General features: G+C 47.8%; 15 protein-coding genes. 10 read left to right on the forward strand and 5 right to left on the reverse strand.

Translation table 11 applies throughout. The features are described from left to right. The first annotated feature begins 121 nt into the window (after nucleotides 1-121). Nucleotides 122-943 (forward strand): enoyl-ACP reductase FabI, encoded by an 822-nt coding sequence (locus NF543_RS12900; RefSeq protein WP_257668547.1) that lies wholly within the window; start codon nucleotides 122-124, stop codon nucleotides 941-943. 91 nt (nucleotides 944-1,034) lie between these two features. Here the strand turns inward: NF543_RS12900 and NF543_RS12905 are convergent, their stop codons facing one another. Continuing rightward, nucleotides 1,035-1,439, reverse strand: coding sequence for a hypothetical protein (locus NF543_RS12905; RefSeq protein ID WP_257668548.1), 405 nt, complete (start codon nucleotides 1,437-1,439; stop codon nucleotides 1,035-1,037). 252 nt (nucleotides 1,440-1,691) lie between these two features. Between NF543_RS12905 and NF543_RS12910 the strand changes: the two genes are divergently transcribed. From NF543_RS12910 to NF543_RS12930, 5 genes are all read left to right on the forward strand, one after another. Beyond that, entirely contained in the window at nucleotides 1,692-1,925 is a 234-nt protein-coding gene (locus NF543_RS12910) for a type II toxin-antitoxin system Phd/YefM family antitoxin (RefSeq protein ID WP_257668549.1), read from the forward strand. Beyond that, the gene (locus tag NF543_RS12915) at nucleotides 1,922-2,320 is read left to right on the forward strand and encodes a type II toxin-antitoxin system VapC family toxin (protein ID WP_257668550.1); all 399 of its coding nucleotides are present in this window, start codon (nucleotides 1,922-1,924) and stop codon (nucleotides 2,318-2,320) included. Before NF543_RS12910 ends, NF543_RS12915 begins: the two co-directional genes overlap by 4 nt. A gap of 407 nt (nucleotides 2,321-2,727) precedes the next feature. Continuing rightward, nucleotides 2,728-3,471: an Rpn family recombination-promoting nuclease/putative transposase gene (locus tag NF543_RS12920; protein ID WP_257668551.1), complete on the forward strand. Its 744-nt coding sequence runs from the start codon at nucleotides 2,728-2,730 to the stop codon at nucleotides 3,469-3,471. Between the two features lie 475 nt (nucleotides 3,472-3,946). Then, nucleotides 3,947-4,075, forward strand: coding sequence for a hypothetical protein (locus tag NF543_RS12925; protein WP_257668552.1), 129 nt, complete (start codon nucleotides 3,947-3,949; stop codon nucleotides 4,073-4,075). Beyond that, nucleotides 4,044-4,199 carry a hypothetical protein gene (locus tag NF543_RS12930; RefSeq protein ID WP_257668553.1) on the forward strand — a complete coding sequence of 52 codons (156 nt, stop codon included), beginning with the start codon at nucleotides 4,044-4,046 and terminating at the stop codon, nucleotides 4,197-4,199. Before NF543_RS12925 ends, NF543_RS12930 begins: the two co-directional genes overlap by 32 nt. A gap of 85 nt (nucleotides 4,200-4,284) precedes the next feature. Here NF543_RS12930 and NF543_RS12935 read toward each other — a convergent pair whose 3' ends face one another. Beyond that, the gene (locus NF543_RS12935) at nucleotides 4,285-6,834 is read right to left on the reverse strand and encodes an ATP-dependent Clp protease ATP-binding subunit (RefSeq protein WP_257668554.1); all 2,550 of its coding nucleotides are present in this window, start codon (nucleotides 6,832-6,834) and stop codon (nucleotides 4,285-4,287) included. Nucleotides 6,835-7,139: 305 nt separating this feature from the next. Here NF543_RS12935 and ettA point away from each other — a divergent pair, with 305 nt between their 5' ends. Then, nucleotides 7,140-8,822: an energy-dependent translational throttle protein EttA gene (gene ettA, locus NF543_RS12940; RefSeq protein WP_257668555.1), complete on the forward strand. Its 1,683-nt coding sequence runs from the start codon at nucleotides 7,140-7,142 to the stop codon at nucleotides 8,820-8,822. A gap of 70 nt (nucleotides 8,823-8,892) precedes the next feature. On the opposite strand, the gene NF543_RS12945 is transcribed toward ettA, so the two are convergent. After that, nucleotides 8,893-9,645 carry a hypothetical protein gene (locus NF543_RS12945; RefSeq protein ID WP_257668556.1) on the reverse strand — a complete coding sequence of 251 codons (753 nt, stop codon included), beginning with the start codon at nucleotides 9,643-9,645 and terminating at the stop codon, nucleotides 8,893-8,895. A 364-nt stretch (nucleotides 9,646-10,009) separates the two neighbouring features. Further along, a complete protein-coding gene (locus NF543_RS12950; protein WP_257668557.1) occupies nucleotides 10,010-10,306 on the reverse strand; it encodes a hypothetical protein in 297 nt (98 codons plus the stop codon). Nucleotides 10,307-10,806: 500 nt separating this feature from the next. On the opposite strand from NF543_RS12950, the gene NF543_RS12955 reads away from it, so the two are divergent. Next, nucleotides 10,807-11,451 carry a response regulator transcription factor gene (locus NF543_RS12955; RefSeq protein ID WP_257668558.1) on the forward strand — a complete coding sequence of 215 codons (645 nt, stop codon included), beginning with the start codon at nucleotides 10,807-10,809 and terminating at the stop codon, nucleotides 11,449-11,451. Here the strand turns inward: NF543_RS12955 and NF543_RS12960 are convergent. Next, entirely contained in the window at nucleotides 11,423-14,500 is a 3,078-nt protein-coding gene (locus tag NF543_RS12960; protein ID WP_257668559.1) for a sensor histidine kinase, read from the reverse strand. The genes NF543_RS12955 and NF543_RS12960 overlap by 29 nt on opposite strands. 2,232 nt (nucleotides 14,501-16,732) lie before the next feature. Between NF543_RS12960 and NF543_RS12965 the strand changes: the two genes are divergently transcribed. Next, nucleotides 16,733-24,106: an Ig-like domain-containing protein gene (locus NF543_RS12965; protein ID WP_444511712.1), complete on the forward strand. Its 7,374-nt coding sequence runs from the start codon at nucleotides 16,733-16,735 to the stop codon at nucleotides 24,104-24,106. Beyond that, nucleotides 24,103-24,452, forward strand: a 350-nt coding sequence (locus NF543_RS12970; protein ID WP_257957487.1) for a DUF11 domain-containing protein, incomplete at its 3' end; no start/stop codon positions are given. The genes NF543_RS12965 and NF543_RS12970, both read left to right, overlap by 4 nt.

Genomic DNA, 24,452 nt, shown 5'->3' on the forward strand with positions numbered 1-24,452 from the left:
GATAGCCCCGACAGCTGATAACCGACAGCCAACAGCTTAAATACATATCTCTATTATCAAAAAAAACCTTATTTTTACCCACTTCATTATACAGCTATATTGTATTATAAAACCATTGACTATGTCCCATAACCTATTGAAAGGAAAGAAAGGAATTATTTTTGGTGCATTGGATGACAAATCCATTGCCTGGAAGACCGCCCAACGCTGCGTGCAGGAAGGGGCCGAAATCGTGTTGACCAATGCCCCTGTGGCTTTACGTATGGGTACCATCAAGCAGCTGGCCGAGGAGTGCAACAACGCACCGGTCATCCCTGCCGATGTAACCAGCAATGAAGATATCGAGAATCTGTTTGACCAAACGATGGAGCACTTTGGGGGTAGCATAGATTTTATCCTGCACTCTGTGGGGATGAGCATCAATGTGCGCAAGGGCATCCATTACACGGAAAACAATTATGATTTCATGCACAAGGCGTTCGATATATCCGCCATCAGTCTACACCGCGTGTTGGCAACGGCCATGAAAAAGGATGCCATCAACGAGTGGGGGTCTGTTGTGGCGCTTACCTATATTGCGGCACAGCGGGTATTCCCTGATTACAACGACATGGCCGACGCCAAGGCCTTGCTGGAAAGCATTACCCGCAATTTCGGTTACCAATATGGCGTGAAGAAGCATGTTCGTGTGAATACCATCAGCCAGTCGCCCACCCAAACCACGGCAGGTTCAGGGGTAAAGGGCTTCGGTGATTTCATTTCGTACGCCGATAAAATGTCGCCACTAGGCAATGCCACGGCCGACGAATGTGCAGATTACACTGTTACGCTGTTTTCTGACTTTACGCGCATGGTCACCATGCAAAACTTATTCCATGATGGTGGTTTTTCTTTTACAGGTGTGAGTCAGGCTGTGATTGAAGGGATGGGGGAAGGCAAGTAACGGAGATTTAACTTTTTCTCCATAAAAAAGCGGCTCATGGCCGCTTTTTTTATTGCCATTCAATAGCGTTGGCTTGCCAAGTTTTTGTTACCTACTCGACGTAGTCCGCTTCTGAGAGTATAATTTTTACAGTTACTCGGTCAGGTATTGGTACTTCGAAATCACCAAGAACAGGGTCTTCGCCATAAATTGTCACACGCCCAACGCTATAGTTCACGGAATAGGCGACAGCGTCGAATGTTGCTGGCAAAATATTGTAGGTACTTTCATTGTCAAAGCTCATCGCTACACTAACGCCCCCTTGATTCATGAAGTAGTCTGTCAATTCCGGAAGGGAAATATCGTAAGAGATTTGATTTCCATTGTCTGTCCATTGATTGGCATTGATGGTATAGATATAGGATGTGTTCGGTACAATATCGTAGTACTCCTTTGTACAAGATGACAAGCCGAAGATTGCTAAGAATCCGACGACCAAGGTAAGGTACTTCTTCATATGGGTTTGCTTTGGGTAAATAATTCTATTTCTAACTTCTGTCTGTTTGTATGACACCTGCCAACATGGAAAAGTTTACTACAATAACTGCACCAAGAATAATTATGTCGAGCATGTTACAATAAGAGCAGGCAGTGGGTACCCAGTTGCAGCGCAGGCTAACCGGAAAGAAGCAGAATACCGTGCGGCAGATAGGACCATTATTAATTTTATTTCTTGACAAGTTGTCAAGAATAACATACCTTTGCTTGTATGAAAACAATGACAGTAGGGGAGTTTAAAACACGTTTTGCGGAGGTGCTTGAGCAGGTCAAGTCGGGTGTTGGCTTCGCCGTGACTTACGGACGCAAAAAAGAGATTGTTGGTTATTTCCTTCCAGAATCACAGGTCTCTAAGCCAAAGCGTAAGTTAGGCTTGCTGGAAGGTAAAGCAAAAGCTATATTCAAGCCCGATTTTAAGATGACCGAAGAAGATTTAATAGGATGAGGCATCTTCTTGATTCGCATACATTCCTGTGGGCATTATTGGATCGGAAAAAGCTGTCTGCAGAGGTCATCCGCATACTAGAAGATACCAACCATGAAATATATATCAGTGCAATTAGCTTTTGGGAAATATCACTGAAATACAGATTGGGGAAACTCGATCTGACTGGAGTCAACCCCGACGAACTTCCCCCATTGGCGAAGGAAAGCGGCTTTACCTTTCTGGCACTCGAACCATCGGAGGCATCGGGTTACCACCGCTTGGAAGCCGATTGGCACCGGGATCCTTTTGACCGGATGCTGATCTGGCAGGCTATTAATCACGATCTTGTCTTGTTGAGCAAAGATGAAACCATCAGCCAATACCGTTCAGTGGGTTTAAAACAACTGTGGTAGAACCGGAGGGGACCTTATGTGAATTTTGCGACATATGGCGTTGCAGGGAAAATCTACGCGAAGCTTCATAATCAGCAGTAACTAAATATTCACCTGTCGGTGGTGTTGTTGTTAATCGATCTTCTTTACAAGCAGTAAAAAAGAGTAACATGATTAGTGTGTATTTTAATGTATTCTTCATAATATTATGGTCATATGAATTTTTTAAATTAATGTATAATAGTTGTAACCTAGAACGCTCCTTTTACATAGCTGGCCTCCTTTCTATATTAATATATCTGACCTAGTATTTAATAAATACGGTGGTTTTTGGGTTTTTACCCCATTAAAACATAAAACTTGTTTAAGTTTTTTTCTTCTAGTTCCTTAGGAACAGTACGCTGTTAGCTTGTTGAGCCATTAAAATATTGAACGAAGCGATTAACAAGACAAAGGAAAATAAAAATCTCATCGTTTCTTCACACCTAATTTGTGAGAAATACTACCCCAATTTAGGTGGTATAACAGGGAACGATGGGCCCAGGCTCCACCACGCTTACCAGCAACAGATCAAACAGCGCAAGCAGCTGACGCCCGTCATGCCGATCCTGTTTTATCATGGCAGGGACAAATGGGAATACCGCACATTAGAGCAGCTATTCGATGATTCGGCAGAAGATTTGTTTGATTTTATCCCGAATTTTGAATATGTTTACCACAATTTACGGGTGATGCCCGAGGAGCGTATCCAAGCGATGGGCAATCGGTATCTCGCTGGATCGCTGCTGATGCTTAAATACGCTTTTGATAAGCGCCGGCTGAAAGGAAAGCTTCCAGAGATACTGGCCATCGGACTATCCAAAGGCAGCGACGACCAGCAGGTGGCGTTGCTGGTTTACAGCTTTGAGCTGGTAAACTATACGGAGGAGCAGATAAAAGAGGTTGTTAACGAATTACCGTCGAACATAAAGGATAAAGTCATGAGTACGTACGACTTGTTGATAGAAAAGGGCAGAAAGGAAGGCATCGAGAAAGGCGCTGAGCAAAAAAGTTATGAGGTTATAAGTAACCTCTTGGCTACGGGCAAATTCACGATTTCGGAAATCGCCAATTTTGCCACGGTATCGGAGGATTTCGTCAAGAAAGTCTGCGCTGAGCTGAAAAAGAAATAACGGCAGCTCCGTCCACCATCATTTGATATTGAGTCATATCTGATCCGGGTATGGCTTTTCATTCATAGATAAGCCAGCCTCTTTATCCCAATTTCTTATACTCATGCTGCTCACCGCCGCTGCCTTTCACTTTGCGGAAAGTGAGAATTTGCCGGTTGTTTACCGTGCTCATCAGTCCGTTACCGGCGGCAGCGCATTTTCCAATTATTTAATCTCAGCATCATACCACGATGAGTCAACCGGTCCGATAACCACCTGCCCGTGCAGGACCTGACGAGATACCTAACTCTTCCCCATACCTCCGTCTCTACAACGCGGATGGAACACTCGCCTGGAATAATAACGGAATACCCTATCGAAACCTAGGGATGATAAACGCCAACCCACTTGCCCATCCCGATGCCGGATGAGCAGGGCCTGCTGGCCGTGGCGGATCCGGGGAGTTGCTGCGGGGATGCCCCATAAGGAGGTGAATATGAGAAAGAAATGTTACCGGACAGGGAAGGTCTGCTATCCTTCCCGCGAAGAAGCCGTGGACGCCATGTTTGCCATGAAATCCCTGCGGAAGCGGAATGATCCAGGAAGCCCTACAAACACCGGATGAAGAAGCCCGCACAGAAAAGGACCTACTGGTGCGCCTATTGCGGCCAGTTCCACCTGACCAAGATGGCGTATTTCCCGCGTATGGTAAAGCACAGCAGGCCGACAAAACCAAAAACATACATTGACAGCATTGATTGCTGGTTTACAAAAAAAAGCGTCGCTCAATTTTCATGAACGACGCTTTGCTTTTCTTGATGAAATAATATTTAGTTACTCATCTTTCTTTTCTTCAGCCAAATCAGAGGGTTTGGAGGAACTGTTGCCTCCTGCCTTAATGCTAACCACGATTTCGTCTTTCTTCTTGTCATGGTCAACCTGCAAGGTACTGCCCTCGGTGGCTTCGCCCTTGAGGATCTCCTCGGCTACGGGGTCTTCCAAGTATTTCTGGATGGCCCGTTTGAGCGGACGTGCACCAAAATTACTATCAAAGCCTTTTTCGGCAATGAAATCCTTGGCCGTATCCGTGAGCTTAATATGGTATCCCAATGCCTCAATGCGAACGAAAAGCGATTTCAATTCGATATCAATGATTTTAAAGATATGTTCTTTTTCCAAGGAATTGAATACGATGACATCGTCAATGCGATTAAGGAATTCTGGGGCGAAAGCCCGTTTCAAGGCAGTCTCAATAACACTGCGGGAGTGTGAACCAGCCTGTTCGGCTTTTGCCGCTGTGGCAAAGCCCACGCCTTGCCCGAAATCCTTCAGTTGACGCGCTCCAATGTTGGAGGTCATGATGAGGATGGTGTTCCGGAAGTCTACCCTACGGCCAAGACTATCGGTAAGCTGCCCTTCGTCCAATACTTGCAACAGCAGGTTGAACACATCGGGATGGGCTTTTTCGATTTCATCAAGCAGCACCACAGAATAAGGTTTGCGACGTACTTTTTCTGTCAATTGACCACCTTCTTCGTAACCCACGTACCCCGGAGGCGCCCCCACTAGACGTGAGATGGCGAATTTCTCCATGTATTCACTCATATCGATTTGGATGAGCGAATCTTCACTATCAAACATGAAGCGGGCCAATTCCTTTGCCAATTCGGTTTTACCGACACCGGTAGGTCCTAAGAAAATAAAGGAGCCAATCGGTTTTTTAGGATCTTTCAATCCGGCACGTGTCCGCTGGATGGCCTTGACCAATTTCTTAACCGCTTCATCCTGTCCGATGATGTGATCTTTCATAGAGTCGGTCATACCCAGCAGTTTTATGCTATCCGATTGTCCCACACGTTGTACGGGGATGCCGGTCATCATGGAAACCACTTCGGCTACATTATCTTCTGACACGGTATACCGCTTGGTTTTTGTTTCAGCTTCCCAAGCGGTTTTTTCCACTTCAAGTTCTTCCAATAGTTTTTTCTCGGTATCGCGCAGTTTGGCAGCCTCTTCATACTTTTGGCTACGCACCACTTTGTTTTTCTCTACCTTGATTTCTTCGATCTTCTGCTCGACATCGATGATGCTTTGTGGCACATGGATATTGGTAAGGTGTACCCTTGAGCCAGATTCATCCAAGGCATCAATGGCCTTGTCTGGTAAGAACCTATCCGTAATGTAACGCATGGTTAGGTTTACACAAGCTTCTATAGCCTCAGGCGTATAGTTCACATTGTGGTGTTCTTCATACTTGTCCTTAATGCGATTGAGTATTTCCACGGTCTCATCGTGCGTGGCTGGTTCAATCATTACCTTCTGGAACCTGCGATCCAGTGCACCGTCTTTCTCGATGTATTGGCGATATTCATCAAGTGTGGTTGCGCCGATACATTGGATATCACCACGAGCCAATGCGGGTTTGAACATGTTAGACGCATCTAACGAACCAGAGGCCCCGCCTGCACCCACAATGGTATGGATTTCATCAATGAATAAGATGACATCTGGTGATTTTTCCAATTCGTTCATCACCGCTTTCATGCGTTCCTCAAACTGGCCTCGGTATTTGGTGCCCGCCACAAGCGAGGCCAAATCCAACGTGACCACACGCTTGTTAAACAGCACGCGGGAGACCTTGCGCTGGATGATGCGCAGTGCCAAGCCTTCTGCGATGGCAGATTTACCCACCCCGGGCTCACCAATAAGGATAGGGTTGTTTTTCTTACGACGTGAGAGAATTTGTGAAACGCGCTCGATTTCCTTTTCACGACCTACGATGGGATCCAGACGTCCTTCCTCGGCTGCTTTTGTAAGGTCGCGGCCAAAATTATCCAACACCGGAGTTTTCGATTTGATGTCCGATACTTTCTTGGGTTGGTTGAAGTGATCCTCTTCCTTGAAATCATCGTCACCTGCGGCCGGGCCAGATGCCTGGTCGGTAATGCCCGCCTTGTTTTGTTCCACATCAGCCTTGAATACATCGTAGTTGATATCAAACTGCTGCAAGATCTGAGAGGCGATGTTATCTTCATCGCGTAGGATGGACAAAAGCAAGTGCTCTGTGCCAATGACGTCGCTCTTGAAGATCTTCGCTTCAAGGTAGGTGATTTTCAATACTTTTTCCGCTTGTTTCGTAAGCGGCATATTGCCTATCGGGGCGCGGGACATAGATGAGCCTTTCACGGCGTCTTCTATGGATTTGCGTAATTCTGTGGTGTCGATCCCTGCATGTTTCAGTATTTTGATGGCCATACCGTCTCCCTCACGAATAAGGCCAAGGAGCAAGTGCTCTGTGCCGATATAATCATGCTTTAAACGGATGGCTTCTTCTCTGCTGTATGAAATCACATCCTTTACGCGAGGCGAAAATTTAGCTTCCATGAATGTTGTACCTTTCTTTATGATGCTAAGGATGCGATAAATGTATAAAAAAATATCGCTTATGTCCTTAATATTTATGTAACTTTTATCAACAATTAAGCCATTAAGACAAATATAACATTTTGTCAGTTTAGGTTAAACTATTATTACATCATTCTGACTATGCTGCAGCGGTGATAACGGTTTTCACTTCTTATGTTTTTATGGCACGCAGTGGATACTTGCCGTTTTTGGCGGCTGGCAAGGAGAAAGTTGCAGATGAAGACAACTTTATCTAAGTTTGCAATTCCTTCAAAAATCACAAGATGGCAGACGAAAAAATCATATTCTCCATGGCTGGGGTAAGTAAAATTTACCCACCGCAGAAACAAGTGCTGAAGAACATTTACCTCTCTTTTTTTTATGGGGCCAAAATAGGTGTCATCGGGCTTAATGGTTCGGGCAAGTCTTCACTACTGCGAATCATTGCCGGATTGGATAAATCCTATCAAGGGGAAGTGGTGTTTGCCCCAGGCTACTCCGTCGGCTACCTGGCCCAAGAACCTGAATTGAATCTTGATAAAACCGTGCTGGAGGTGGTAGAAGAGGGGGTAGCCGAAACAACCGCCATCCTCAAAGAATATGAAGAAATCAATGAGAAATTCGGCTTGCCCGAGGTATATGAGAATGCTGATGAAATGGATCGGTTGCTTGCAAGGCAAGGCGAATTGCAAGATAAAATAGACGCTACGGGTGCTTGGGAAATTGATAGTAAACTAGAAAGGGCCATGGATGCGCTGCGTTGCCCCGAGCCGGAACGTAAAGTGGCCACATTGTCAGGAGGCGAGCGCAGGCGAGTGGCATTATGTCGGCTATTGCTGCAAGAACCAGCTGTATTATTGCTCGATGAACCGACGAACCACCTGGATGCCGAATCCATCGACTGGCTTGAACAGCACCTTCAACAATACCAAGGCACGGTCATCGCTGTGACGCACGATCGCTATTTTCTGGATAATGTAGCAGGATGGATATTGGAACTGGATAGGGGCGAAGGTATTCCATGGAAAGGGAATTATTCTTCATGGCTTGACCAGAAAGCAAAACGCCTTGCTCAGGAAGAAAAAACCGAAAGCAAGCGGCAGAAGACGCTGGAACGCGAGCTGGAATGGGTACGCATGGCTCCCAAAGCCCGCCATGCCAAATCCAAGGCTCGCCTGCATAATTATGAAAAGCTGGCCTCGGAAGAAACCAAGGAACGGGAAGACAAATTGGAATTGTTCATTCCACCTGGGCCTCGATTGGGCAATGTGGTCATTGAGGCCCAAGCGGTAAGCAAGGCTTATGGAGACAGGGTACTGTTTGAAGATCTCAGCTTTTCATTGCCACCAGCGGGCATCGTGGGCATCATCGGACCCAATGGCGCAGGGAAAACAACGCTCTTCAGGCTCATCACTGGGCAGGAAATCCCTGATAATGGCACCTTCCGCGTAGGTGAGACCGTAGCATTGGGGTATGTGGATCAGATGCATGACGACCTCGACCCTGGCAATACGGTATGGGAAAACATCACAGGAGGGCATGAGCATATCCAATTGGGTAGCAGGCCGATCAACTCCCGAGCTTATGTGTCCAAATTCAATTTCAACGGTGCGGACCAACAGAAAAAAGTGGGCGTGCTCTCCGGAGGGGAACGCAACCGTGTACACTTGGCCATCACCCTGAAAAAGGGCGCAAACGTACTCTTACTTGATGAGCCAACAAACGATATCGATGTGAATACCCTTAGAGCATTGGAAGAAGGACTGGAAAATTTCGGCGGGTGTGCAGTGGTTATTTCGCATGACCGATGGTTCCTCGACCGCATCTGTACCCATATCCTTGCTTTCGAAGGCAATTCGCAGGTGTACTATTTTGAAGGCAATTATACCGAATATGAGGAAAACCGCAAAAAGCGTCTCGGCGACATAGGCCCCCAACGCTTCAAGTATAAGAAACTGGTCAAGTGAAATGGATACCACTAAATTATTCAAAACATTTAATTAATTACGGCATATACATTCATCCGAAAGCCTCGGTTTACATGACCATATGGTCGAAAATCAAGATGCCGCCATCCCGCTCGGTAATGGTGTATTCATTATAATCCGTTAAAAATTTCAGGCTGCCATCCGCTTGAGGGTAAAAGTAGACCATTCCCGAATGGTAGGGATCCTCCGATGGCTCGTTGTTGTCCATTGGGATATTATGGACGACCATCATAAAAAGAAAGCCCTGGTGCGCATCGAGTCCTGGGAGATAGGTCTCAGCGATGCTTTCGCCGCAAGACTCACAGGGCCCCAAGTCTGTAAAGCAATAATAGGCACCGTTTGAAAATGTATAGGTATCGTGCTCACAGGATTCCTCGGTTTGGCCTTGATGCGCTTCACTGAGGATGTCTGCAAGTTGCGCAAGGTATTCATATATGGGAATATACGCCCCGTAATCCATAGGCGGTGGGATAGCCATGAGATAGGTGTCCTTTATGTAACCTGCACCGCCTTCATAGCGGATGCGGTACCATTTCGACAGGTGGGAATAGGGCAGACAGGCTACAGTACCGGCAGTTTCTTGTGGGGGCGCGGAAAACAGGATGGTTTCCTCCAGGATGGATATTTCTTCCAAATCTTCGATTGCGAAGCCATATCTCAATGTGTCTGTTGCTTTGCCCATCTGCGAAGATGCATATACGGGTATGCCTGATTTGTTCCAGACGTATCGCTTTGTCGGCTGCTCCGCCTTTACGCTGGTGAGCGTAGCCAAGTACAGTAAAAAGATCAATAGGGTGTTCATACTTTATGTCGCTTGCTAAGTTGGTCAAAAATACAGGTTTTGCCGAGTTTACATAATCCCTGAAAACCGCCATTCCGAGCATGGACCCACCGTATAGCTTTCGTGCCCTTTCCCTATACGTTTTTGATACTTCTTTACACAGAAAGTGAATTAATATAATATAAACTATAGATTGTTATACAATTTCATCGTCTTTTCATCGTCTTTTATACGATAAAAAGACGATAGAATAACGTTACAAAAAGGATAATTACTAATCTTACTGGAGTAGTTATACAGTTCTTTTCTAGTTTTAATATAAGGAATTGTTAGGATTCGGTTATAGTTGCGTACGACAGCCAGCCTGATCAGTGTCGTCAGTGTGCTATCTTTCGAACGCTATCCGTACCAACTCTTCCCATTCTTCCTCCAAGGTGTTATCCGGTCGCTGCTGCCCCGCCCGGCGATACCAATAGTCGGCATTCCACAGGTCGCCCTCCTTGCGGTGCAGGTATGCATGCACATAGGCCGACTGTTTATCTTCCAAATCGTTGACCAAATCGTGGGCTTTATGCCAGTCGCCCCTGGCATCATACCACAGCGATTCGAGCTGTATGGAAAGGTTGGTGGGCGGGAGCGCGCTATCTCGTAGGGATAATTTAAACGTGGTGATATCCATCATGGTTTCGAATTTAATTGCAAAGAAACGAAATTACGATTTTCTGTGCGATTACATGGTAGTACGGGGCAGAGGGGCTGATAGAAATAGTTCCTTCGGAGCTGCTTCGCGGTCGGCTCGCACCAGCCCAACACAGCCGCTAAAATCTAAGGATATATTTTTTTCCCCAAAAAAATATCATGGTAAAACAATTAAATGTATATTTGAATACTATTTAAACTGAATGACTGTTGTTTTTGTGGGATTGAAGGATTTGTTGAGGGTTAATTAGATTCTGTCCACAAAGTCAGTGTCTAGGCTAGTATGTTCGTCAACAAGGCCTGTGTAGTGAGAAAAAGCGCAGTCCCGCTGAGGCGTGATGAGCATTTTTCGAGCAAGCGTAACGCAGTTGACGGACATTATAGACAGACACTAATTAAATACATTTACTTAGGTCTACTTTACTTGAACCGAATGACCAATTGACGCGACGTTTCTGTGGTTATTTTTATTTTATTTATGATATGCCATCACATGTTACCATTGCTGACGATCATGGGGCCGTACGTGTAGGACTGAAATACATGATACTGGATTGGATGCCCGGTACGAGGATTTCCTATGCGGAAGACATGACAGAATTAATTGCTTTGCTAGGCGAAGTCCCAATTGATTTGGTTGTATTGGATATTAATATTCCCGGAGGAAACAACTTCCAAATGGTCAAGAATATCAAGAACAAACAACCGAAGACCCGTATACTGATATTCTCGGCATATGATGAAATGTTGTACGCACTACGTTATTTGGATGCGGGGGCGGACGGCTATTTACAGAAGAGTGGAAAGGATGAGGATTTTAAGGAAGCCCTGAATACCGTTTTCAAAGGAAGCAAATACATAAGCGCTAGCATAAGGGATTACCTGCTTCAACATCGGTTAGTAGGGGGCAAATTTGCTGTGAATCCCCTCGGCGAATTGACCGATAGGGAAATTGAAGTATGTCAATCATTAATACAGGGTAAGGGGATCAGTGAGATTGCCAATGAAATGACCTTGCATGTATCGACCATCGGGACATTTAAAAACCATATTTTTAAGAAGTTAGCCGTGCGCAATTTAGCGGAACTGATTGATACGTTTAAGATGTATAATGATCGGGAAACGTAATGGTGATTATCGTGCCTTGGCCAATGGCGCTTCGGATTACTAGTTCTCCGTGGATTAATTTCACCATGTCTTTTACCAATACCAACCCTAAGCCCCCGTTTTCCAGGTGGGGGTCATCCGTCACATTTTTCGTCGGACTGTTATAAAATTCAAGTTCGCTGGCACGCATCCCAATTCCCGTATCCGCTATTTTGATAAAGCGAATATGATGAGTTGTCTCCCCAGCATATAAGTGGATTTCTCCTTTTTTGGTGAATTTTGTGGCATTATCCAATAAATTATGAATGATGATGGATAGTACCCCTTCATGAGAATGAATAACCATCCCCGTTGGGATTTCGTTATGGATACATGTTCCGACCGAAGCCGCAATGGGCTCGAAGATGTCTACCTGTTTCTGGCCGACATCATATAGTGATATGACGCAGAACCTTAGCCTATTTTTGGTCAGCATGATTTTGGCCAGCTTGGAGAGGTTGCTTGAATACCGGAAAATCTGCTTCGTTGCATCGTATACCAGCTTGATTTCATGGGATAACATACCATTCGCCCGTTGATGAATCCCCTGAAGCGCCATGACGACGTAATTAAGCGGCGCTTTGACATCGTGGACAATGGATGCCGAAAGCCGCTGCTGGAGTTCATGCTGTTGTTTAAGCTTTTCCGTGTGGAGCGCAACCCTGTGGCTTAGGATGATATTCTGTTTCACAATGAAGCGTGTCCGCAGCCAAGTAATGGCCCATCCCAGCATCCCCAATCCAAAGACAACGAGAATTATGAACCAAGTAGTTTCGTAAAAATAAGGATTAACATACAAGGACATCGCCCCATAAACATAATCTTTAAGGCTCAATCCGTTGCGCATTCTGACAGTTACCGTATGCCATCCAGATGATAATTTATTGATGGATATGGTATGATCGGTCGGATTTAACGGTAGCCAATTGAGCTCGTCTTCCGTTGTGCCAGCAATCGAGTATTCGATGTATAGATTTTTTTTCTGTCCGTAATAAGGTGTCGATACGGAGAGGTTCAAACGCGAAAAGCGTTGGGGTAATGATAAGCTGTCTCGGGCAGGGATTTCTAGCCCATCTAAATTGATCGCATCGATGAGGACGGGGCCTTGGGGTAATTCAGGGTGTATTTTCAACGGGTTAAACCATACCAAGCCGTCTAGGGACGGAAAAGAAAAATAGCCATTGGATAGCTTGACAGCACAGGGTTGGCATCCCCCATTGAACTCATTGGTGGCAAAGCCATCGCGTTTATCGTAGTGGAAATAATAAGGCGTGTGATTAGGGTTGGCTCGATAATCCAACAACTGTTGTTTATTTACCTGAAATAGTCCCTTATTGGTGCTGATCCAGAAATAGCCAAGGGAATCTTCCAACATACAATGGGCAGCCCCTAAATACCCTGCTTTATCCAAAGGCAATGCGGTAAGGGTCGTATCTTCATAGAGAAACAGCCCTTGCTGCTCCGTAGAGATCCAAAGCCTTGAACGGTGCTCTTGGTCAGGATAGAGACAACGGATATGCCTTTGTGCCAATGCAGGTATGGAGGTGACCTTCTTGGAGGGAATATGGAAACGATAGAGCCCTTGGTAGGTACCTATCCAAAAGTGTTCTTTGCCTGATTGTTCAATCCAGGTAATCTGGTGTCCCAAATTAACTACGGCGCTAAAGGAATCAGTTTGTTGATCCCATGTTAACAAAGATCCGTCAACGCTGCCTAGCCAAGTATGCTGCCCATCGCTTTGGTAGAGTACCTTACAGGGTTTGGGAGTGGCGCGTTGTCGGATACGCCGCTCTCCCATGGGGGTAAGTGTAAACAGGCTGTCTTCCGTCAGCACCAAAAGATTGCCATCCGGGCCATGGAGACGGGCGTATTGGGTGTTGGTTTTGGCCAATGCGGGTACCGCATGGTACTTCTTATGCTGGTCAAACCGTTTTCCCTTATCAGCCAAGATTGAACCATCTTTCAGAAGGGTCTGTAAATAATAAATCTCATTGGGCGAATTTTCCTTGGCGTACACGGTATGGAAACGTTTGCGCTTGATGACAAACAAACCTTTGGAATCACTCCCCAATAGCAGTTGTTGATTGAGTGCATCGTAGTGCGCAATCGTGATGCGGTTTTCCTCAAAACTGAACTCACTCAGGATACGGGTGCTGTTTAAGTTGCCATCCCGATCAGCTCGAAGGGTATAAAAATTCTTGTTGCAATAGATGAAAAGTTCATAGGTAGCATTATTCCAGTAGATCTGAAAATTGGATGAAGGGGGTTCCGCTAATAGCTCCCCCGTGATGTGTACTTGATGGCTTGTTCCCTTTGGAGTCATGCAAACCACATTGTTTAGCTCCGGGATATAATAAAGATTTTGGTTCATGATTACGAAAAACCAAGGATTATGCATGGAATGGGGAAGGGGGTAAGCGGCAACGATCCGGTGCCTATTCTCGTATTGGATGGTGTCCTCTCCGATAATGAATCTTGCACCGTTGACATCACCTAAAATGAAACATTCCGGTAAAGGAATGCGGTAACGGTTGGGTAATCCGGTGGCAAAATGAATCGATGGATGGCCATGGGATGGCAATGAGAGCGAGTTCTCATCGGCCTTACTGGCAACGAGGGCCTTACCATTATGGAGGTATATCGACTGCCCGCTGGTGGTGCGTGCCCATAAGGCGCCGGGTAACCCGTCTGCATGCAAGCTAACCATGCGCTCGGCAACCAATTGAGCAGACAAGCTATCGGTTAGTTTGAATTGGCCATGCCCATCGTAACGCACGACACCTTTTTCAGTGATTAGCCAGGTAAACCCGAGGTTGTCGGTTGCGATCCCTTTGATGCTATTTTGGGGTAAACCATGTTCATCCGTGTACTGATAAATCACATAATCAGTCGGATTGGCGATGGAAAAGAAGGGAATAAGGGATAAAAAACTTACCGTGACGGAAAGTGACCAACAGATAGACTTTCCGGTTGTGAAATATAATAAGAGATAGGTCAAATAATGGCTTGCAGAAGCCGGGTTCGTTATCATGGTAGATGTGTTGATAATGGTAAATGCATGACGAAAGTATAAAGATTAGGGGTCATTTCCATGTTTATTCCTGTTCATTAAGTTCATGTCATAGTAAAATAATGATATACCGTAGTAAATTTATGATGGCATCATCATAAAAATTCTATAACCATCTCAAAATTAAACGATTGACAAAGACCTTGAATTAAAGATACCTTTGAGATAATTGTTATTAGGGGGAATCTATCTAATCATGTTATGCTTGACTCAAGTATAAACATCTGACCCTATGGACTATGAAAAATTAACTGGGACACCATGAAAAAAACCTTTACGCGGCACTTCATCGCATTTAATTATAGCTGTATAGCGCTCATCATGCTATTGATGGGTTCGCTTGTTCCCCAAAGCGCAAAAGCGCAGGTAGACGTAGAAATTTGCGACAATGGCATTGATGATGATGGAAATGGTTTAACGGATTGTGAAGATCCGGCCTGTAATCCTTACGTCAATTACTTTGCGAATGGTAGTTTGGAAAATTATACGCAATGTCCGGCATTAAGTGTTTTTGGGACAATAGCTTATGTAAACTTTTGGAAAACCAGCCAACCCGCTCCTAATCAAACCGGAGGGCAATTGATGGTGAATGATCCAGCAGCAGGATGTGTTTCACCTAGACCTGCCGCAAGCTGGCTTGCCAGCACGAATCTACCAGCGGGTTCGGATGGGGTCGCATGGGGCGGAATGCATGGTGGACTTGCGAATCAACCAGCTGAAGATTTCCAGAATACCCTGATCGCTCCATTACCTGCGGGGACATATACCTTTACATTTTCTGCCGGGTATTTGGTGAATAATCCATTTACCGCTCCCGGCTATTTTAAATTTTATGGGGTGATGCCAGGAGAAGCCGATTTTACCACGGCCCATCCATTGGGTGATTCGCCAATGATTGATAATGCAATTTCAGCTAGTAATCCTACTTGGAAAGAGTATAGCTTTAGTTTTACTTCCACGGAAATCTATGATCGAATTTATATGGTGGCTTATTCTGGCCCTGCTGGTAGATCGTATTTGGTTTTTGATGGGTTTAAGATGGTATATAATCCCCCTGTGATCGGTTTTCAAGATCCATCGACAACTTGCATTCCAAATGCAGTTTTAGAAGTCACCAATCCTGATCCGGATTGGGCGAGCTATCAATGGTTTATGGATGGCGAATTACTCCCCGGTGCGAATGGAGTAAGCTACCAGCCTACTACTGGTCAAATGGGTGTATTTACCGTCAGCGCTGTTTTGGCAAGTGGTTGTTCTACACCGCTGTCGGCAGGCATAACCTTGGGAAGCACTTGCCCAATTCCTTTTGACTGTAATGGTTCGGCTTATTTTGTAAGTACGCCTGGCGGAACAGTACCATCAATCCTCTCCATTGTAGCTGCCAATAACCCGAATACGGTACACGCTACGCTTACACCATCGATAGCCGATCAGTATAATGGAATCGGCTTTAATTTTGAGGATAATCTGATTTATGGATACGCCGCCGCAGGAACTGGACCTTCCTTAAATGCTGGTGATATCGTGCAATTTGATGCGGAAGGCACTGTAAGGCGGTTAGGGGCGCCTATCCCGGTTCCCGGGCAAGCACCCGGATTACCCAGTTGGACAACGAATGCGGCCGTCAACGCAAATGGGGGTATTGTTAATTTAGCACCAGGTGTGGTGGGGCTTGACAATAAGTTTTACGGCATGGTCACCACTAATGTTGCTACAAACAGGTACCTGGTTACGGTAGATTTAACTACCATGACCTATACCACTATAAAACTGAGTGGCAATCATGTGTCTGCCGACTTGGCATTTTCTCCTTACGACGGTATGTTATATGGCCTTGCAGGAAATGTGCTTATTCGCACCAATCCGAACAATGGTAATCAGCAAGTTGTAACAGTCACTTCCGGTACAGTTCCCGCTGTTGGAGCTGGTGGAGCATGGAACGATGTGTTGGGTAGGGTATATTTTTATGCCAATGGAGGTACCGCTGCTAATGGGGGGCAACGATTATATCGTTATAATCCTGCAAATGGAGCCTTTGTTAACGTTATGGCCGTAACGGCCTATCCAGGTTTTGATGCCACCGCTTGTTTCCCCACACGGCTGGAGAAACAGGTGATGATGCCTACGGAAGGGTTGAAACCTGGTGACACAGTAGAATTTGAGTTTAGCATTTACAATAGTCAGATGCTGCCCATGACCTATGATTTTGAAGACATCTTGACTTCAACCGATCTGAGCTGGGTGCCCAATACGGTCGATCCAGCCATTCCAGGTGGAGGAACAGTGAGCATTGCTGGAAATACGTTAAGCATTTCTGGAATTACAGTGCCGCCCGCCCCCGCTAGTAATGGTGAACCGCTTAGGTTTAGGGTATCCCTCAAAGTTGCGGATAATGCAACGTATGGAACCTGTTATACCAACCAAGCAACGATCAAGGTAGGAGGGATAACGGTTCATAGTGACAATCCGGAAACACCAGAAAACAATGATCCTACCACGTTTTGCCTAAACCCTTGCGATCTTCCAGCACCTGTAAGTGGAGGAAACCTGCAGGCTTGCTTGGCAGATGTTGATCAGATGCTTACGGCCACGGCTACCGTTCCTGATGGGCAACAACTCATTTGGTATGATGCACCAACAGGTGGAAATGTAGTAACTGATCCTAGTTTGGATACAGCTGGTACAATTACCTATTATGCAGCGACAGATGATGGTGTTTGCATCAGTCAAAGCAGAACAGCGGTAACATTAAGTATAACGGCTTCACCCATACTGGAAGCTCTAGATGCTGTGGTGAACTGTGGACCTTATGAGCTTCCCATAATACAAGGAGAACACCTGAGTGGAAATGAAGCGTATTATACAGAAGCTAACGGTGGGGGTACTAAATATCTTCCCGGTGAAGTAGTAACAACTACAGGTACTTCAACATTATATATTTATGATCAAAGCGAAGCTGTTGAAAACTGTGAAGGGAATTTAACGGTTGGCCCAAATACAGCGTATGTAATTGATAGTTTATTTAACAATAACACGCACTTCCAATATCCCGGTGCTGTTAATCCTGCTTTCTGGCAAGGAACAGCGAATCAACAGATGTTATACAGTAGTACACCGAGTGGGGGCGTTCAGACATACTTGGGTATCATTGGGGATGTATCCATAGGCAATACAGACGATTGCTTTGGAACGGAGGTCAATATACAGGCGCAAGTGACGGTTACCAATCAAGGGCCTGGGAACGGGGCAGGATATGCTGGAATGTTGGCGATTATCAATAAAAGCACCAATACGGTGTTGTATCTGACGAATTTGACCACTAATTTCCCAGTGAATGGAACCATCACACCTACCGTGTCCGGTGTGGTTTCCGCAGCGGATGTGCTCGCTGGCGATATCGCCATCATGATTGCCGTGGAAACTTATCATGTAACGATTAAAAACTGGTTATTGTCTGGTTTTAGCGCCGGTTATCAGTTTCTGCCGGAAACTACGGAGGCTTGCGCTGATGAGCAAAGCTTTGAGCTGACCATTAATGAAGTGCCAGCGGCTCCAACGAATGGTGGAAATCAACAAGCCTGTATTTCAGATCTTGCAGATAAACTGACCGCTACCGCTGTCGTTCCGGATGGGATTCAACTCATTTGGTATGACGCGCCAGTAGACGGAAATGTAGTGGCAGATCCGAGTCTGGATGCAGTTGGAACGGTTACCTATTTCGCAGCAGCAGATAACGGTATTTGTACCAGTGCGAGCAGGACTGCGGTAACGCTAAGCATCACGGCGTCGCCGATGTTAGATGAAGTGGAAGATGTGGCTTCATGCGAGCAGTATACCCTGCCTGAGATTACAGGAACAGGCTTATCCGGAAATGAAGCTTATTATACGGAACCAAATGGTGGAGGAACAAAATACCTTCCAGGCGATGCCTTCGATGATATCGGTACCGCGACGCTTTATGTATACGACGAGAGCGGGGCCGTGACGAACTGCGCCGGAAGTTTAGGCGTAGTGCCTAATACGGAATATACGGACGTCAATGATTTTGCGCAACTCGCCAATCAGAATACGGTGTACCGACACACCGGTGCCGTGGATCCGGCATTCTGGAGCGGAGCGGGCCCGCAAAACATTAACTACAGCGCCGCGGATCCCATAGTGGACGGACAAAGCTATCCGACAATCATTGGCAAAGTAACCATCGCCGATACGGACAGCTGCTTCGGAACGGATGTCGCCATTTCGGCTGATCTTTCTCTAGTAAATACCGGTCCCAATCCTGGCGTAGGCGGTATCGGCTATTTCGCCATTATCAATACGGCAACGAATACCCGTCTTTTTCAGAGCGGATTCCCATTGAGTCCAGCGGTAGGGGTCACCTTCCCGGGGCATGTGGAAGGTGTCGTACCGGTAGCGGAAGTGCTAGCCGGAAACATCAGTTTCATGATAGTCGTTGAAACCTATCACGCAGGGCAGAAGAGCTGGACCTTATCCAATTTCGAATCTTCGTATTCATTTTTACCGGAAATAGCGGAAAACTGTTTTGACGAAAAATCGTTTGAATTGACGATTAACGAACCACCTGTACTCGTTATTACGGATCCTGCCGCGGTTTGTTTACCCGGTACGGTGGATATAACCGCAGACGATGTGACCGCAGGAAGTGACGCAGGCTTAACATTTGCCTACTTCACGGATGCGGAGGCTACTACGCCGCTCAGCAATCCAGCAGCAATAGGAGTTTCGGGCACCTATTATATTCAAGGCACCGACCCGGTAACCGGTTGTAGCACTGTCGCGTCGGTTGAAGTGCAACTGATCGGTCAACCGGAATTGCGCGTAGGCCAGCCGTTTTGTGAGAATGGACAAGGTAGCATCGAGATTACTTCGCCTTTAGGTGCTGATTTCGAATATTCAATTGATAATATTACCTATCAGGCAAGTCCCTTATTTGGTGCTGTTGCACCCGGTGATTATGAGATTACCACTAGAAATATCGTGACGAATTGCATAAGCCTCTCAACAGAAGTAACCATTGAGGAATTACCTCAAGTGCCAACGCCACAAATTATCCAACCCGATTGTGAAGTTGCGACAGGTACCATTGTAATACCGCGGTACACCGGGGCTAGTTACTCGATTGATGGTGGTACGATCTTTTCTGGTCTCAACTCGTTCAGTGACCTTGAACCAGGTGACTATGAAATAATTATAAGTGATGCCGGATGCGATAGTGAACCTGTAATGGTAACCATTAACGAGGCACCGCTTGTTCCTGCAGCGCCAATCAGTGGTGAAGATCAAATTATCTGTGCAGACAACCCTGTGCAAACGCTGACGGCCACTGCTACGGTCGAAGCTGGTGAGACGCTCACATGGTACGACGCACCTGCCGGAGGGAATATAGTGACCGACCCGTCACTGAATGCCATCGGTGTGGTGACGTATTATGCCGAAGCAAGCAATGGAACATGCCCTAGCTTAACTAGAACTGCCGTGACCTTGATGATCCAGCAGGCGCCACACCTCGATCCGGTGGAAGACCAAGAGGCTTGCGAGGAATATGTCCTGCCGGAAATTCAGGGTATGAATCTTTCAGGCAATGAAGCCTACTATACAGCACCAGATGGTGGAGGTGACCGGTTGGAACCAGGTGATGTGATCAATACCTTTGGGACGACCATGCTGTACATCTATGATCAGATAGCAGGTGAATTCAATTGTGCCGGATCTCTTTCGGCTGTCGGAAGCACAAAAGTGACGCAATCCGACTTAGAGACTATCCTTTTTGCTAGTCATTATTTGACGAATGATTACAATCCGGCATTTTGGGAAGGTACGGCGACACAAATCACATATAACGCTGCCGACCCGATTATCAATGATCAAACCTATAAGACGATCGTGGGAGATATTGTCTTTACAGGTTCTCCAGAATGTTTCGGATCTGCCGTTCGGATTAATCCGAAGGTTAGGATTACAAACGACGGACCCGATGCTGGTCGAGGGTACTCCGGTCGGATGTCTATTGTTAATAATGCTACGAAAACAGAAATAAGTACGACGCAATTACTGGCTACGCCTGTAGGGGGTTCAGTTGATTTGGACATAACGGGTGTAGTACCTATTGCTGATTTAGTAGCCGGTAATATCAGTGTTGTTATTGTTGTAGAAACTCATCATATCGCTGCTAAGAATTGGACGATCACTGATTTTTCGGTCGACTATCAATATATCCCAGAATTGACGGCAAGTTGTTCTGATGAAGAGAGTTTTGAAGTATCAATTTACGAAATGCCAACAGCTGCCGCTGGGGATGACCAGATACAATACAACAGTGGCACATTTACGCTGGGTGCAACGGTATCGACAGTCGGAGCTGGCGCATGGAGTGTAGTAGACGGAACACCTTCGGTTGATATTAGCGATGTTGATGATCCCAATGCCACGATTACATTGGATCCCAATACAGAAGTTGTGCTACAATGGACAGTGACCAATGGGGAATGCGTTGCCATTGACCATGTACTGCTGAATTATACATCACAAGCTGACATCGTGACGGTGAAAGTGACGAGCGAAGCGGGCAAGACGGAATACGTGCCGGGTGAGGCGGTTGAGTATACGATCACGGTTACGAACAACGGCCCGAGCGATGCGCAGGACGTGAACGTCGTGGACACGGCCCCTGTGGGAACGACCATCACCGGCTGGACCGCTAGTGTGACAACGGGCACGGTGACCTTGCCGAACACAACTGGCACGGGCGATATCAATGAAACGATACCGACGCTTCCGAACGGTGCGGTGGTGACTTACATCCTGACGGTTCAGACGCCGTCGGACTTCATGGACGAGCTGGTGAACGCGGTGGTGGTAACGACACCGACCGAGGACCCGGATCCGGAATGCCTGACCTGTACCACGCCACCATTGACCCCGAACCCGCAGGCGGACATCGTGACGGTCAAAGTGACGAGCGACGCGGGCAAAACCACCTATACCCCCGGAGAAAGTGTTGAATATACCATTACGGTTACCAACAACGGTCCGAGCGATGCACAGGACGTGAACGTCGTGGACACCGCACCGGTTGGCACGACCATCACCGGCTGGAGCGCGAGCGTGACCACCGGTATAGTGGCCCTGCCTAATATGAACGGTACAGGCGATATCAATGAAACGATACCGACGCTTCCGAACGGCGCGGTGGTGACTTACATCCTGACGGTTCAGACGCCGTCGGACTTCATGGACGAGCTGGTGAACGCGGTGGTGGTAACGACCCCGACCGAGGATCCAGATCCGGAATGCCTGACCTGTACCACGCCACCATTGACCCCCGATCCACAGGCGGACATCGTGACGGTGAAGGTGACGAGCGAAGCGGGTCAAACCACCTATACCCCCGGAGAAAGCGTTGAATACACCATCACCGTTACAAACAACGGTCCGAGCGATGCACAGGACGTGAACGTCGTGGACACGGCCCCTGCGGGCACGACCATCACCGGCTGGACCGCGAGCGTAACAACGGGTACGGTGACCCTTCCGAATGCTAGCGGCACGGGCGATATCAATGAAACGATACCGACGCTTCCGAACGGCGTTGTGGTGACTTACATCCTGACGGTGCAGACGCCATCGGACTTCGTGGACGAGCTGGTGAACGCGGTTCAGGTGACCACACCGACCGAGGATCCGGATCCGGAATGTTTGACCTGTACCACGCCACCATTGACCCCCGATCCGCAGGCGGACATCGTGACGGTCAAAGTGACGAGCGACGCGGGCAAGACGGAATACGTGCCCGGCGAGTCGGTCGAGTACACGATCACGGTGACCAACAACGGCCCGAGCGATGCGCAGGACGTGAACGTCGTGGACACGGCCCCTGTGGGAACGACCATCACCGGCTGGACCGCTAGTGTGACAACGGGCACGGTGACCCTTCCGAACACTAGCGGCACAGGAGACATCAACGAAACAATAAATACACTTCCTAACGGTGCTGTGGTGACTTACATCCTGACGGTTCAGACCCCGTCCGACTTCATGGACGAGCTGGTGAACGCGGTGGTGGTGACCACACCGACCGAGGATCCGGATCCGGAATGCCTGACCTGTACGACACCACCATTGACCCCCGATCCACAGGCGGACATCGTGACGGTCAAAGTGACGAGCGAAGCGGGCAAGACGGAATTCGTTCCGGGTGAAAGTGTTGAATACACCATCACGGTGACCAACAACGGTCCGAGCGATGCACAGGACGTGAACGTCGTGGACACCGCACCGGTTGGCACGACCATCACCGGCTGGACCGCGAGCGTAACAACGGGTACGGTGACCCTACCGAATACAAGCGGTACGGGCGATATCAATGAAACGATAGCAACACTTCCGAACGGCGCTGTGGTGACTTACATCCTGACGGTTCAGACGCCGTCCGACTTCATGGACGAGCTGGTGAACGCGGTGGTGGTGACCACACCGACCGAGGATCCGGATCCGGAATGTTTGACCTGTACCACGCCGCCATTGACCCCCGATCCACAAGCTGACATCGTGACGGTCAAAGTGACGAGCGACGCGGGCAAGACGGAATTCGTTCCGGGTGAAAGTGTTGAATATACCATTACGGTTACCAATAATGGTCCGAGCGATGCACAGGACGTGAACGTCGTGGACACCGCACCGGTTGGCACGACCATCACCGGCTGGACCGCGAGCGTGACCACCGGTATAGTGGCCCTGCCTAATATGAACGGTACAGGCGATATCAATGAAACGATACCGACGCTTCCGAACGGTGCGGTGGTGACTTACATCCTGACGGTTCAGACGCCGTCGGACTTCATGGACGAGCTGGTGAACGCGGTGGTGGTAACGACCCCGACCGAGGATCCAGATCCGGAATGCCTGACCTGTACCACGCCACCATTGACCCCCGATCCGCAGGCGGACATCGTGACGGTGAAGGTGACGAGCGAAGCGGGCAAGACGGAATTCGTTCCGGGCGAGTCGGTGGAGTATACCATCACGGTGACCAACAACGGTCCGAGTGATGCGCAGGACGTGAACGTCATGGACACCGCACCGGCTGGTACAACCATAACAAACTGGACCGCAAGCGTAACGACGGGTACCCTACCGAATACAAGCGGCACGGGCGATATCAATGAAACCATAACAACCCTGCCTAACGGCGCTGTGGCGACTTACATCCTGACGGTTCAGACGCCGTCCGACTTCATGGACGAGCTGGTGAACGCGGTGGTGGTAACGACACCGACCGAGGACCCGGATCCGGAATGCCTGACCTGTACCACGCCACCATTGACCCCGAACCCGCAGGCGGACATCGTGACGGTCAAAGTGACGAGCGACGCGGGCAAAACCACCTATACCCCCGGAGAAAGTGTTGAATATACCATTACGGTTACCAACAACGGTCCGAGCGATGCACAGGACGTGAACGTCGTGGACACCGCACCGGTTGGCACGACCATCACCGGCTGGAGCGCGAGCGTGACCACCGGTATAGTGNATATACCATCACGATGACCAACAACGGCCCGAGCGATGCGCAGGACGTGAACGTCGTGGACACGGCCCCTGCCGGAACGACCATCACGGGCTGGACCGCTAGCGTGACGAGCGGTACGGTGACCCTTCCGAATGCTAGCGGCACAGGGAATATAAATGAAACCATAACAACCCTGCCGAACGGCGCGGTGGTGACTTACATCCTGACGGTTCAGACGCCATCGGATTTCATGGACGAACTGGTGAACGCGGTGGTGGTGACCACCCCGACCGAGGATCCGGATCCGGAATGTTTGACCTGTACCACGCCACCATTGACCCCGAACCCGCAGGCGGACATCGTGACGGTCAAGGTGACGAGCGA

The organism is Parapedobacter tibetensis, assembly GCF_024704835.1.
In the GTDB taxonomy this organism is placed as follows: domain Bacteria; phylum Bacteroidota; class Bacteroidia; order Sphingobacteriales; family Sphingobacteriaceae; genus Parapedobacter; species Parapedobacter tibetensis.

Bases quoted from the DNA above. Each gene is read 5' to 3' on its own strand.
- NF543_RS12900 (WP_257668547.1), top strand. From the start codon at position 122: ATGTCCCATAACCTATTGAAAGGAAAGAAAGGAATTATTTTTGGTGCA.
- NF543_RS12905 (WP_257668548.1), bottom strand. From the start codon at position 1,439: ATGAAGAAGTACCTTACCTTGGTCGTCGGATTCTTAGCAATCTTCGGC.
- NF543_RS12910 (WP_257668549.1), top strand. From the start codon at position 1,692: ATGAAAACAATGACAGTAGGGGAGTTTAAAACACGTTTTGCGGAGGTG.
- NF543_RS12915 (WP_257668550.1), top strand. From the start codon at position 1,922: ATGAGGCATCTTCTTGATTCGCATACATTCCTGTGGGCATTATTGGAT.
- NF543_RS12925 (WP_257668552.1), top strand. From the start codon at position 3,947: ATGAGAAAGAAATGTTACCGGACAGGGAAGGTCTGCTATCCTTCCCGC.
- NF543_RS12930 (WP_257668553.1), top strand. From the start codon at position 4,044: ATGATCCAGGAAGCCCTACAAACACCGGATGAAGAAGCCCGCACAGAA.
- NF543_RS12935 (WP_257668554.1), bottom strand. From the start codon at position 6,834: ATGGAAGCTAAATTTTCGCCTCGCGTAAAGGATGTGATTTCATACAGC.
- ettA (WP_257668555.1), top strand. From the start codon at position 7,140: ATGGCAGACGAAAAAATCATATTCTCCATGGCTGGGGTAAGTAAAATT.
- NF543_RS12945 (WP_257668556.1), bottom strand. From the start codon at position 9,645: ATGAACACCCTATTGATCTTTTTACTGTACTTGGCTACGCTCACCAGC.
- NF543_RS12950 (WP_257668557.1), bottom strand. From the start codon at position 10,306: ATGATGGATATCACCACGTTTAAATTATCCCTACGAGATAGCGCGCTC.
- NF543_RS12955 (WP_257668558.1), top strand. From the start codon at position 10,807: ATGCCATCACATGTTACCATTGCTGACGATCATGGGGCCGTACGTGTA.
- NF543_RS12960 (WP_257668559.1), bottom strand. From the start codon at position 14,500: ATGATAACGAACCCGGCTTCTGCAAGCCATTATTTGACCTATCTCTTA.